Source organism: Mycobacterium sp. E796, assembly GCF_001672815.1.
Taxonomy (GTDB): Bacteria; Actinomycetota; Actinomycetes; order Mycobacteriales; family Mycobacteriaceae; genus Mycobacterium.
Genome location: NZ_LZKK01000257.1, coordinates 42474 through 55398, shown reverse-complemented (window position 1 = coordinate 55398; position 12925 = coordinate 42474). Strand labels below are relative to the sequence as shown.

Annotated in this window: 9 protein-coding genes and 2 tRNA genes; 2 read left to right on the top strand and 9 right to left on the bottom strand. The window is 65.7% G+C overall.

The annotated features are described in order from the left end of the window. Positions 1–5: 5 nt before the first annotated feature. The 9 genes from A5706_RS19585 to dnaA all read right to left on the bottom strand — a co-directional run bounded on the left by A5706_RS19585 (position 6) and on the right by dnaA (position 11801). Positions 6–78, bottom strand: a tRNA-Ala gene (locus tag A5706_RS19585). Between the two features lie 151 nt (positions 79–229). Next, positions 230–303 (bottom strand) — tRNA-Ile (locus A5706_RS19580). Positions 304–429: 126 nt separating this feature from the next. After that, positions 430–1320, bottom strand: a complete 891-nt coding sequence (locus A5706_RS19575) for a DUF3566 domain-containing protein (RefSeq protein ID WP_068133956.1) — start codon at positions 1318–1320, stop codon at positions 430–432. Positions 1321–1441: 121 nt separating this feature from the next. After that, positions 1442–4540: an intein-containing DNA gyrase subunit A gene (gene gyrA, locus A5706_RS19570; protein WP_068133953.1), complete on the bottom strand. Its 3099-nt coding sequence runs from the start codon at positions 4538–4540 to the stop codon at positions 1442–1444. Positions 4541–4579: 39 nt separating this feature from the next. Further along, the gene (gene gyrB / locus A5706_RS19565) at positions 4580–6613 is read right to left on the bottom strand and encodes a DNA topoisomerase (ATP-hydrolyzing) subunit B (RefSeq protein WP_068133952.1); all 2034 of its coding nucleotides are present in this window, start codon (positions 6611–6613) and stop codon (positions 4580–4582) included. A 254-nt stretch (positions 6614–6867) separates the two neighbouring features. Beyond that, positions 6868–7425: a DUF721 family protein gene (locus A5706_RS19560; protein ID WP_068133950.1), complete on the bottom strand. Its 558-nt coding sequence runs from the start codon at positions 7423–7425 to the stop codon at positions 6868–6870. Next, on the bottom strand, positions 7422–8564 hold the full coding sequence (gene recF / locus A5706_RS19555) for a DNA replication/repair protein RecF (RefSeq protein WP_068133948.1): 1143 nt from the start codon (positions 8562–8564) through the stop codon (positions 7422–7424). Before recF ends, A5706_RS19560 begins: the two co-directional genes overlap by 4 nt. Next, positions 8565–9764: a DNA polymerase III subunit beta gene (dnaN, locus tag A5706_RS19550; RefSeq protein WP_068133945.1), complete on the bottom strand. Its 1200-nt coding sequence runs from the start codon at positions 9762–9764 to the stop codon at positions 8565–8567. Positions 9765–10244: 480 nt separating this feature from the next. Continuing rightward, positions 10245–11801 (bottom strand): chromosomal replication initiator protein DnaA, encoded by a 1557-nt coding sequence (dnaA, locus tag A5706_RS19545; RefSeq protein WP_068133941.1) that lies wholly within the window; start codon positions 11799–11801, stop codon positions 10245–10247. Positions 11802–12392: 591 nt separating this feature from the next. Here dnaA and rpmH point away from each other — a divergent pair. After that, positions 12393–12536 (top strand): 50S ribosomal protein L34, encoded by a 144-nt coding sequence (gene rpmH / locus A5706_RS19540; RefSeq protein WP_068111553.1) that lies wholly within the window; start codon positions 12393–12395, stop codon positions 12534–12536. A 22-nt stretch (positions 12537–12558) separates the two neighbouring features. Continuing rightward, positions 12559–12915 carry a ribonuclease P protein component gene (rnpA, locus tag A5706_RS19535; protein ID WP_068134017.1) on the top strand — a complete coding sequence of 119 codons (357 nt, stop codon included), beginning with the start codon at positions 12559–12561 and terminating at the stop codon, positions 12913–12915. Positions 12916–12925: the final 10 nt, after the last annotated feature.

Here is a 12925-nt window from a genome sequence, read left to right as displayed (position 1 = left end):
CGCGGTGGAGCCTAGGGGAATCGAACCCCTGACACCCGCCTTGCAAAGGCGGTGCTCTACCAACTGAGCTAAGGCCCCTCATCGTGGATCGGCGGATGATCGGGTGGATCGGCCACCGCCACGTGCCAGACCTCGACCCCGCGTCGTGACCGCACCACCGCCGCCGCTACAGCGGCCAGTGCCAGTGGCAATGCAAGCCTCACACAACGTCTGGACGGGCACATGGTTGTGGGCCTAGGAGGACTCGAACCTCCGACCTCTTCGTTATCAGCGAAGCGCTCTAACCGCCTGAGCTATAGGCCCATACTCTCGGTACGGCCGAGCGACGAGATTACCGCAATCACCGCCGGACCCCCAAAACCGCGTGATCGCCACTAGTCCGATGGTGTCGACCCACCGCGCCCGGCTGCGCCGCGCTTGTGATCGCCACTAGTCGCGGTCCGCCAATGTGACTTCGATGCCACCGATGAGATCGGTGGCCAGGTTGTAGACGAACGCGGCGATGGTGGCCATCGCGGTCAGCAGGACGATGTTGACCAAGCCGATGAGCACGGCCCCACCGAAGATCGTGCCGCTGGATACCAATTCGCCGCTGCTGCCGCTGGTGTTGTTCAACAGGTCGCCGACGTTGCTGTTCAGCTTGGCCCACACACCCATGCCCCCGAGCACGAGGTACAGGAAGGCCACCGCGATCATCCACACGAAGAACAGCGCCACCGACAGCAGCAGCGACACCTTCAGCGTGCTCCAGGGATCGATCCGCCGGATCTGCATGCTGGCCCGAACGGGACCGCGGGTCCGCCGCGACACCTGGACCCGGTTTTCGCGGCCTTCGTTGGTGTCGGCATTCGTGGACCTCGCCGAAACCGATGGGCTGGGCGCCTCCGCGCTGCGCTCCGGCGGAGGCTTGCGTTGCGGGGGCCGGGGCAGGGGCCCGGACAGGTCGGGCAGTTCGCTGGCGTAGGCCTCGGCGGGCGGACCGTCGCCGCGGGGCGGCGCGGGGTCGTACTCATACGGGTTCTTCGCGCGAGCGGACGCGCCGGCCCCGGGCGCGGCCGTGCCCGAGATGAAGCGGTTTAGCCGGGCATCGGCACCGGTGGGAGCGGTGGCCGGTCGCGGCTCGCCGTGCGGTTCGGGCTCGCGATGCGTCGGGGCGGCCGCCCGGGCGGCGCCACGCTGCCGAGACGGCGGATCGCCAGCTTCGGGTGCCCGGCCGGTCTGCGCAGGCGCCGCGCGGTGCGCACCGGCGCGCTCGGCCGCGCCGTCCCCATTAAGGCCGTCGCCCTGTTTGGGGGCGCCCGGCTCGTTCGGTGAGGTCACCCCGACTCCTTAGATCTTCTGCGCTGGCCGCCTGCGGTGGCAGTCGCAATATGTCCGGTCGGGCCGAGTCTAGTTGCCCCGGCATTTGTGCGGACCCCCGCTTGCCCGCATCGTTACCTGCCTAGCTCTGCGCGTCGTCGGCCTCGTCGGCGTCTCCGACGACCTCCTCCGCGGCTTCCTCGGCGTTGCGCGCGATGGCCAACAACGTGTTGTCCTCGCCCAGGTTCATCAACCGGACGCCCTTGGTCTGCCGTCCCGCCTTGCGGACCTGGCGCGCGGCCGTCCGGATCACGCCGCCTCCGGAGGTGATGGCGTAGATCTCGCTGTCCTCGTCGACGATCAGCGCGCCGACCAGTCTGCCGCGCCGACGGTCGTACATCACGGTCAGGACGCCCTTGCCGCCGCGGCCCTGCACCGGATACTCCTCGATCGCGGTGCGCTTGGCATAACCACCGGACGTGGCAACCAGGAGGTACGTGCCTTCGCGGACGACGTTGAGCGACAACAGGTAATCGTCGGCGTTGAACCGCATGCCCTGCACGCCCGAGGTGGCCCGGCCCATCGGGCGCAACGCCTCATCGGTCGCCGAGAAGCGGATGGACTGCCCGTTGGCCGACACCAGCAGCAGGTCGTCGTCGGACGAACACAGCACCGCGCCGACCAGCTCGTCGTTGTCGCGCAGGTTGATCGCCACGATCCCGCCGGAACGGTTGGAGTCGAAGTCGGTCAACTTCGTCTTCTTCACCAGGCCGTTACGAGTGGCCAGCACCAGGTACGGCGCGTCCTCGTAGCTGCGGATCTGGATGACCTGGGCGATGCGCTCCTCTGGCTGGAAAGCCAGCAGGTTGGCCACGTGCTGACCGCGCGCCGTGCGGGAGGCCTCGGGTAGTTCGTAGGCCTTGGCCCGATACACCCGGCCCTGCGTGGTGAAGAACAGGATCCAGTCATGCGTCGAGGACACGAAGAAGTGCGCGACGATGTCGTCCTGCTTGAGCCCGGCGCCCTGCACGCCCTTGCCGCCGCGTTTCTGGCTGCGGTAGAGGTCGGTCTTGGTGCGCTTGGCATAGCCGGTTTCGGTGATGGTGACGACGACGTCCTCGCGGGCGATCAGGTCCTCGTCGCTGACCTCGCCGTCGGCCGCCACGATCCGGGTGCGACGGTCGTCGCCGTGCTTGTCGACGATCTCCTTGAGCTCGTCGCGCACGATCGCGCGCTGCCGCTCCGGCTTGGCCAGGATGTCTTCGAGATCAGCGATCTCGGCTTCGATCTTGGCCAGGTCGTCGATGATGCGCTGGCGCTCGAGGGCGGCCAGGCGCCGCAGTTGCATGTCGAGGATCGCTTGGGCCTGGATCTCGTCGATGTCGAGGAGCTCGATCAGGCCGGCCCGGGCGATGTCGACGGTTTCCGATGCCCGGATCAGCGCGATCACCTCGTCGAGCGCGTCGAGCGCCTTGACCAGACCGCGCAGGATGTGGGCCCGCTCGTTGGCCTTGCGCAGCCGGTAGGTGGTGCGCCGGACGATGACGTCAAGTTGGTGCGCCACGTAGTGGCGGATCATCTGGTCGAGCCGCAGGGTGCGCGGCACGCCGTCGACGATGGCCAGCATGTTGGCGCCGAAGCTGGTCTGCAGCTGGGTGTGCTTATAGAGGTTGTTGAGCACCACCTTGGCCACCGCGTCGCGCTTGATCTCCACGACGATGCGCACGCCGACGCGGTCGCTGCCCTGGTCCTCGACGTTGGAGATGCCGGCCAGCCTGCCGTCGCGGACCTGCTCGGCGATGGAGGTGATGAAGTTGTCGTGGTTGACCTGATACGGCAACTCGGTGATCACCAAAGACGTTCGGCCCCTGGCCTCTTCGACCTCCACCACACCGCGCATCCGGATCGAACCGCGTCCGGTTTTGTAGGCGTCGGCGATGCCCTGGTTGCCCACGATCAAGCCGGCGGTGGGGAAGTCGGGGCCTTTGACCCGTTCCATGCAGGCGGCCAGGGTGGCTTCCTCGTCGGCCTCGTGGTTTTCCAGGCACCAGAACACGGCCTCGGCGAGCTCGCGCAGGTTGTGCGGCGGGATGTTGGTCGCCATGCCGACGGCGATGCCGCCCGAACCGTTGGCGAGCAGATTGGGGAACCTGCTCGGCAGGACCGTCGGTTCCTGCACCCGGCCGTCGTAGTTGGGGATGAAATCGACTGTCTCCTCGTCGATTTCGCGCAGCATCTCCATGGCGAGGGGGGTCAGCCGCGCTTCGGTGTTGTGGCTGACGAAGCCGTTCGTCACGAATGCGTGGTCGTCGGTGTCGACGCGCAGGCTGTACACCGGTCGCACGCCGGCCTCCGTCACAGAGGCCACACGCGCGTAATAGAACCGCCCGTCGGTCAGGTCGGTTGCAATGGCCGCCGCGTCCGCGTCGTCCCCGAAGAGGTCCAGAAACTCGGCGAGTCCGGGTACCTCGTCGACCGTGGGGCCTATGTGCGCCGCTGACGGCGTGTTGCGTGCATAAGCCACACACTCGGCGCTCATGACGGCGAAGTCGCCCGGTCGGATCTCGGCGATCAGCTTCCACAGCAGCGTCGGGACGCCACCGACGTTGACCAGACACAACAATGGGTGGTTGGCAGTGCCTGTGACCTCGTGGCCCTCAACCGTCCGCACGGTGTAGGTCTCATGCTCGCCCGAATGGAACAACCGATCCACCCGGACCGGATCCCCATGCCGGCCAACGACTTTCAAGTCGACAACGTGGTCGGAGTTGGGTTGGGCGCCAGGGACGATTTCGGCGATCCGAATCGACTCTCCGGATGGCAGCGCAATCAACGCATCTCCGGAAACGCAATACCTCATGGCCGCCGGCGGATCGTTGCCCGGCGAACCGAAGTTGCCCTGGCCGTCGACGAGCGGGTATCGCAGCGACCACGGCTGGGCCATGCGCACCAACGTGTCGTAGATCGACGCGTCGCCGTGCGGGTGGTAGTTACCCATCGTCTCGGCGACCGAGCGCGCGGACTTGGCGTGGCTGCGGTCCGGGCGGAACCCGGAGTCGTACATCGCGTAGAGCACGCGTCGGTGCACGGGCTTGAGGCCGTCGCGCACCTCCGGCAGCGCGCGGCCCACGATCACGCTCATCGCGTAGTCGATGTAGCTGCGCTGCATCTCCTGCTGGATGTCAACCGGTTCGATGCGGTCGCCGGCCTCGTCGCCCGGGGGCAGCGTGGTGTCAGTCATCTATTCCTCGTTTGCGTTGGGATACGCGTGCCTGATCGATCAGACGTCCAGGAAGCGAACGTCCTTGGCGTTGCGGGTGATAAAGCTTCGGCGCGCGTCGACGTCCTCGCCCATCAGGATGGAAAACAGCTCGTCGGCGGCGGCCGCGTCGTCGAGAGTCACTTGGCGCAGTACCCGCACGGACGGGTCCATGGTGGTTTCCCACAACTCCTTGGCGTCCATCTCGCCCAGACCCTTGTAGCGCTGGATGCCGTCTTCCTTATTGATCTTCTTGCCGGCCTTCAGCCCGGCCTCGAGCAGGCCGTCGCGCTCGCGGTCGGAGTAGGCGAATTCGGGATCGCTGCGCTGCCACTTCAACTTGTACAGCGGCGGCTGTGCCAAAAACACATGGCCGTTCTCGATGAGCGGGCGCATGAAGCGGAACAACAACGTCAACAGCAGTGTCGAGATGTGCTGGCCGTCAACGTCGGCGTCGGCCATCAACACGATCTTGTGATAGCGCAACTTGCTGAGGTCGAACTCGTCGTGGATGCCGGTGCCCAGCGCGGTGATGATCGCCTGAACTTCGGTGTTCTTCAGCACCCGGTCGATGCGCGCCTTCTCCACGTTGATGATCTTGCCGCGCAGCGGAAGGATCGCCTGGAACATCGAGTCGCGGCCGCTCTTGGCCGAGCCGCCGGCCGAATCACCCTCCACCACATACAGTTCGGACTTCCGCGGGTCGGTGGAACGGCAGTCGGCGAGCTTGCCCGGAAGCCCACCCAGGTCGGTGGCGCTCTTGCGGCGCACCAACTCCCGCGCCTTGCGGGCTGCGATCCTGGCCTGCGCCGACGAAACCGCTTTGTTCACAACCACTTTAGCGTCGGCAGGATTCGCTTCGAACCAGTGCGTGAGCTGCTCGTTGCAGACCTTTTGGACGAACGACTTGACCTCGGTGTTGCCCAGCTTGGTCTTGGTCTGACCCTCGAATTGCGGCTCGCCGACCTTGACCGAAATGACCGCCGCCAGGCCTTCTCGGATGTCGTCACCGGTGAGGTTCGGGTCCTTGTCCTTCAGCAGTTTTTTGTCTTTGGCGTATTTGTTCACCACCGACGTCAACGCGCTGCGGAAGCCCTCTTCGTGGGTGCCGCCCTCGTGGGTGTTGATCGTGTTGGCGAACGTGTGGACCGACTCCGAATAGCCGCCGTTCCACTGCATCGCGATTTCGACCTCGTGACCGGGGCCCTTGCCGTCAAAGTCGATGATGCTCTGCTGGATCGGGCTTTTCGTGCGGTTGATGTGCTTGACGAAGTCGACCAGACCGCCGGGGTAGTGGAAGGTGCGGTGCTTCACCTTGTGCGGCGCCGTTGATTCGGCAGCCTTCTCCTCGGCAGACTTTGGTGCGTCGGCGGTATCGCTGACCACCTCGTCGACGACCTCATCCTGCTCCACCCGCTCGTCGGTGAGATTGATCGTCAGACCCTTGTTCAGGAACGCCATCTCTTGAAGCCGCCGCGCCACCGTCTCGAAGTCGTACTGGGTGGTCTCAAAGATGTCCGGGTCCGCCCAGAACCGGATGGTGGTTCCAGTCTTCTTGGTGGCCTCGCCCTGCTTCAGGGTTCCGGGCACGGCGTGGTCGTAGAACTGCGACCACTCGTAGCCATCGCGGGAGATGTCGACCTCGAGGCGGGTTGATAGCGCATTCACGACGGACACGCCGACGCCGTGCAAGCCGCCGCTCACGTTGTAGCCGCTGTTCTCACCGCCGAACTTGCCGCCCGCGTGGAGTTGGGTCATCACCACGTCGATGGTCGGCGCGCCGGTGGCGTGCATGGCCACCGGGATGCCGCGCCCGTTGTCGGCCACCTCGACGCCGCCATCCTCCAGCAACCGGACGTCGACCTGGTTCGCGTAACCGGCCATCGCCTCGTCCACCGAGTTGTCGACCACCTCCCAGATCAGGTGGTGCAAACCACGCTCGCCGGTGGAGCCGATATACATGCCCGGGCGTTTGCGGACAGCCTCCAGCCCTTCGAGGACGGTGATCTGTTCAGCGCCGTATCCGGCTTGAGGCTTCTTCTTCTGGGCAGCCACGGTCGGAATGCTCTCCTTGGGGTTTCATGCGGGCGGTCCGGTCACCGCAGCGGTCGCACTCCGTCAGTCTACCGTGACTGGGGCTTAGCACCGATTTTCTGGGCGCGTTTCTACCCAGCTAACCGCGCCGTGCACACGATTTCTCTATTCTCACCGCGTCCCGACGTGCCTGATAGGGGTCTCTTTCGTCCTAGCGGCTCTGAGGCGCCTGTTGATACCGGCTCAACTGGGGACCGATTTGGCCCCCGAACCCCTCAGCCGTACGTGTCCCGCGGCCCGCGACCGGCGATATGTCGGGGCCCCTTGCGCCACGACGGCGCAGTGGGTCCGGTGATCTTGAGCGAGGTCACCACGCCGTTGCCAACCGCCGCCGCGATCTTGGCCAACAGTTGCGCCTGGATCATCCGCAGCTGGGTGGCCCACGCCGTCGATTCTGCGGTGACACTGAGAACGCCCTCGTTGAGTGCGGTCGGGGTGGCATGGTCGGCGATCTGCTGTCCCACGACAGACGACCAGTGGCCCAGCACCGTGCCTTCAGCGACGTGCGCCGTCCAGCCGCGTTTTTTCGCGAGGTCGCGCGCCAGCCGTCCCAGCGGTTGTGGGTCGCGAACGTCGGGCCCCGGCCCCGACCAGCTCCGGCGCTGACCCGCGACACGGCGGGGAGCCGATGGGACGGCGCGCCCCCGGCCGGCGTCCTTTCCCTGCGCGCGGGCCGCCGCCCGGGCCTCCTCGAGCGTCCGGCGCACCAGGTCGATCCCGGTCAAGCCGCCCAGTCGCTCGACGTCGTCCTTTGTGTTGTCGGCGTCGGTCACGACCGCACCGCCGATACTCGGCCCGCGTCGTCGTCGCGCAGATCGATATGCACCCGCCTAGCATCCCAGTCGGCCGGAATGTCTTCCAGCACCGCCGCGGTCACCAAAACCTGCTCGGCTGACTCGGCCACCGTCGCCAACGCGCGACGACGGGTGGCGTCGAGTTCGGCGAACACGTCATCGAGCAACAACACCGGTTCACCGCCGTCTGCCCTCAGCAACTCATACGCCGCCAACCGCAGCGCGACCGCGAACGACCACGATTCGCCATGGCTGGCAAAGCCTTTGGCCGGTTGGTCGCCAAGCCGCAGCTCCAGATCGTCGCGATGCGGGCCGACCAGACACATCCCCCGCTCCAACTCCGCGTCGCGCCGGGCCGACAGGGCGGCCAACAATGCGGCTTCCAGGAACTCTCGGTCGCTGATGTCGGAGGCATCGAGGCTCGCGCGATAGGCGATCGAGGCGGGGCGCGATCCCGGCGCCAGCAGCTGGTAGGCCTTCTCCACCTCCGGGGCCAGCTCGTTGACCAGATCGATGCGGGCGGCCATCAATTGGGCGCCGTGCTCGGCGAGCCGGCTGTCCCACACGTCCAGCGTGTCCAGGGCGCCGCGGTCGCCTCGAAACCGCGCGCCCGACAGGGACTTCAACAGCGCGGTCCGTTGCCGCAAGACCTTGTCGTAATCGGCGCGGACACCGGCCACCCCCGGCCGGCGGACCGTGGCCAAATCATCGAGATAGCGCCGGCGGTCCGACGGATCCCCGCGCACCAAGGCCAGGTCTTCGGGTGCGAAGAGCACCGCCCGCAACACACCGACCACCTCACGCGTGCTGCGAACCGGCGAGCGATTCAGTCGCGCCTTGTTGGCCCGGCCCGCGGCGATCTCCAGATCGATCGCGCATTCCCGGCCGTCGTTGACCACGATCGTCGAAACCACCGCGCGGTCGGCACCTGCCCGGATCAACGGCGCGTCGGTTCCGACCCGGTGCGACCCCAATGTGGTCGAATACCACAGGGCCTCAACGAGATTCGTCTTCCCGAAGCCGTTGGGACCCACGAACACCGTCCGGCCCGGCTGCAATTCGAGGTCGGCGTGTGCCCAGGACCTGAAATCACGCAGACCTAAATGCCGGACGTACACCTAGCCGGGCAACCGGACTGGCATGAGCAGGTACACATAATCCGTCGGCAACGCGGGGAAGGGCCCGGCGCCGGTGGGGGAGGTGTCGCCCTCGGACGCGGGGCGCAGCAGCGCGGGCTTGCCTGGCGTGGTGAAGCCGAACGACACCCGTTCCGAATGGACCGATGCGAGCCCGTCGGTCAAATAGGTCGGGTTAAACGCGATCGTCAACGGCTCACCGACGAAATCAACCTGGAGATCTTCTTCGGCCCGACCGACGTCGTCGGCGCCGGCAGACAGCCGCAACGTTCCGTCGGAGAATTCCATCCGCACCTGCGCACCGCGATCGGCCACCAACGCAACCAGCTTGATGGCCTCGGTCAGCTCGGCCACGTCGATGGTGGCGACGGCGGTGTGCTCGGCGGGCAGCAGCTGACGAAACTTCGGGAACTCCGCATCGAGAAGCCGGGTGGTGCTTTGCTTGCCGTTGCCGCTGATGCCAAGCAACCCTTCTTTTCCGACTCCGGCGCCCGCGCCCAGCGACAGCTGAACCTCGGAGCCGTCGGCGCCGGCCTTGGCCGCCTCCGACAACGTCTTGGCCGGTACCAGCACCGCAGCCTCGATGTCGGGCGAAAGCGCCGTCCAGGTCAGCTCGCGAACCGCCAGACGGAACCTGTCGGTCGCGGCCAAAACCACCGTGTCGCCGGAAATCTCGACCCGAATCCCGGTCAGCATCGGCAAAGTGTCATCCCGCCCGGCGGCGATGGCGACCTGGCCGATCGCCTCCGCGAACAGGTCCGCCGGCAAGGTGCCGGTGCCTTCCGGCAGTGCGGGCAGCGTCGGGTAATCCTCAACCGGCATCGTCGGCAGGGAGAATCGTGCGCTTCCGCAGGTCAACGCGACCCGGTTGCCGTCCACATAGAAGTCGACCGGTTTGTTCGGCAGCGCCCGGGTGATGTCTGACAACAACCTTCCGGATACCAAAACGCTTCCCGGAGAAGCGATTTCGGCGGCAACCTGGGCTTCGGCGGACACCTCGTAGTCGAACCCGGAGATCGTCAGGCCATCGTCCGAGCCGGACAACAGGACCCCGGACAACACCGGCACCGCGGGCCGGGTCGGCAGGTTCTTCGCAACCCACGACACCGCATCGGCGAATGACTCTCGCACCAGACGGAACTTCAAGTCGGTGAGGCCAGCTGTTGTCGTCGCCGCGTCCATAGCGTCCCTTTACCTGCCGAGTGTCCAAAAACCTTCAAAAACCACGGTGGCTAGCCGCCCGTCGCTAGCAGTCGAACCACAACCGTAGATCTTCTGCCGCCATCTTGAAAGCTAATCCCAGCGGCCGACAAGCGGGGTGAACGTGGGTACCGGCGCGGCGCGGTCGACGGGTCTCCCCAACGCCGTTCTTCAAAGAAGAAACAACGGATAGATCTCAGTAACAGTATTAAGGCCTGTGCATTCTGGGGACAGCTTGGCTTTAGTGCAGCTAGTGGAGCGGCGAGGTTGTGGATGGTGCCGTTGACAACGGGGCCGCGGTTGTTGGGCCGATGGGGATGGAAGACGGGTGTGCACGGGAACCCCAATCCCGCACCGATCTTTGACCGACTTGTGCACAGGGCTGCGCACAACGTCCTGGTGTGACAGCTGTGACAGGGGGGTGAGAAGTTTTTTGAAAAAAGTTCGGCGGAAGCGCCTCGGTCAGCGCTTGGACCGCTGCCGGATGCGGGTGGTGAGCTCCTTGACGTGATCGAAGACCTCACGGCGCTCGGCCATCTCGGACAAGATCTTTCGCTGCGCGTACATGACCGTGGTGTGATCGCGGCCGAATGCCTGACCGATCTTGGGCAGGGACAGGTCGGTCAGCTCGCGGCACAGGTACATCGCGATCTGTCGTGATTGCGCCAGCGCCCGCGTCTTGCCGGGCCCGCGTAGTTCCTCGACGGTGGTGTCGAAGTACTCGGCGGTGGCGGCCATGATGGTGGCCGCGCTGATCTGCATCGTGCTCGCGTCGGCGATGAGATCGCGAAGCACGATCTCGGCCAGCGCCTTGTCGATGGGAGTCTTGTTCAGCGAGGCGAACGCCGTCACTCGGATGAGGGCCCCTTCGAGCTCTCGGATGTTGCGTTCGATGCTGCTGGCGATCAGCTCGAGAACGTCGTCGGGCACCGCGAGCCGTTCCATCTGTGCCTTCTTGCGCAGAATGGCGATGCGGGTTTCGAGTTCGGGGGGCTGCACGTCGGTGATCAGTCCCCACTCGAACCGGGTGCGGAGCCGGTCCTCCAGTGTGGCGAGTTGTTTCGGTGGCCGATCGGACGAGATGACGATCTGTTTGTTGGCGTTGTGCAGCGTGTTGAAGGTGTGGAAGAACTCTTCCTGGATACCTTCTTTGCCCTCGATGAATTGGATGTCATCGACCAGCAGGACGTCGACGTCGCGGTAGCTGCGCTTGAACGCGACCTTGCGGTCGTCGCGCAGCGAGTTGATGAAGTCGTTGGTGAATTCTTCGGTCGAGACGTACTTCACCCGCATGCCGGGGAACAGCCGTTGGGCGTAGTTGCCCGCGGCGTGCAACAGGTGTGTCTTGCCCAGGCCGGACTCGCCCCAGATGAAGAGGGGGTTGTACGCGCGGGCCGGGGCTTCGGCGATGGCCAGGGCCGCGGCGTGGGCGAAGCGGTTGGACGCGCCGATGACGAACGTGTCGAACGTGTAGCGCCGGTTGAGGCTGGTTCCGCCGGCGACGGCCGGGTCGGCCGCGTGTGGGCGTTCGGTGAAGTAGTTCGGCCAGCTGTGTTCGGCGCCGCCGGGAACCTCACCGTTCTCGTCGCTCTCGTCGGTGTCGATCGACGTGTCCAGGTCGGCGTCGTCGGCCTGGTCGAGGGTTTGGGTTTCCGAGGCGTGGGTGAAGCTCTCGGCATTGGCGAACGCGCCCGCGTCGGAATCCTCGGGGGGTGGGGCGATGCGCACACCCAGTTGGATCTGCTGCCCGAGCCGGCGGCTGAGCGCGTCGGTGATCGGGGCGCGGAGGTGACGCTCGATCTCGTTTTGCACGAAACTGCTCGGCACCGACAACAGAGCAAAGCCCTCGACGATCGTCAGCGGCCGGACAAGATTCAGCCACGCCCTTTGCTGGGGGGTCAGGGGGGTGACAAGGGTCGTCCGGTTGGCGCCCATGGCGTCCGAGGCAGATTCGCCGTTGAGTTCGGAGACGACCGCGTTCCAAACTGTTGTGAATCCTGAACCGGGGTCATCGGTCAACGACGTAATCTCCCTGGCTCTCGCAGATCCCGGGTCGAGGGGCAACAACGCTTAACGACGAAAAGAGCTGTCCACATGGTTATCCACAGGTGTGGACAGGATGATCGTAGACGAGCCGCAGCCTACCGGCGACGGCCCGCGATCTTCGTGCTGATGGCAACCCCCGCCGGTCGCCTAGACAGCTACTTGATCCGCCATCCTCGCTTCGTCGTCGAGCGCCGCTCCGCTCTGAAACGGCATTGGGAGAAGTTAACAGTTTTCCGTTCGGCTGCCAACAGTTCTGCTGCATTCCAATCGGCTTCTCTAGGGTGTATTGGGGCCTGCTTGTCGCTCGTTCTCCTATGGTGCCGCAGGGACGGCTTCGAGAACTTCGGTTTTCGCGGATGTGTGAGTTTGGTGCGTTGCGGCAGACCAAGTTTGACCCAGCGAAGACACGTCAGTACCCTCGAACAGTCGCCCGAAAGTCGGCGATACGGCTGCGACCCAGACGAAGACCGGGGACCGCGCCGGCCAGTAGCAAGACCCACCTCCGATCGACCCGCGGATGAATGGCGCGAGCGGCCGGAAGGTTCGAATTACGAGGAGAATGCCGTGGCCAAGGGCAAGCGGACCTTCCAGCCGAACAACCGGCGCCGAGCCCGCGTGCACGGCTTCCGGTTGCGGATGCGCACCCGCGCCGGGCGGGCGATCGTCTCCGGCCGGCGGCGCAAAGGCCGCCGCGCGCTGACTGCCTGATCGCATCGCCAGGTTTTTGGCGGTGCTTTCCGCACGCAACCGCATGAGGCGGTCAACGGAGTTTGACGCCGCGGTGAAGTACGGGATGCGCTCGGCGCAGCCCGATGTCGTCGTGCATGTGAGGCGGGCTGTCGAGGACGGTGCCGGTCCGCGTGTGGGGTTGATCGTTGGCAAACGGGTGGGCTCGGCCGTCGAGCGCCATCGTGTCGCGCGTCGGCTGCGCCATGTCGTCCGGACGATGTTGGGCGACCTCCACCAATCGGATCAGGTGGTGATCCGCGCGCTGCCCAGCAGTCGCTTGGCGTCGTCGGCGCGATTGGAGCAACAGCTGCGGCGCTGCCTGCGACGCGCGTTCGAGTCGGCGGGAACCGATCGGTGACGCGCGCGGC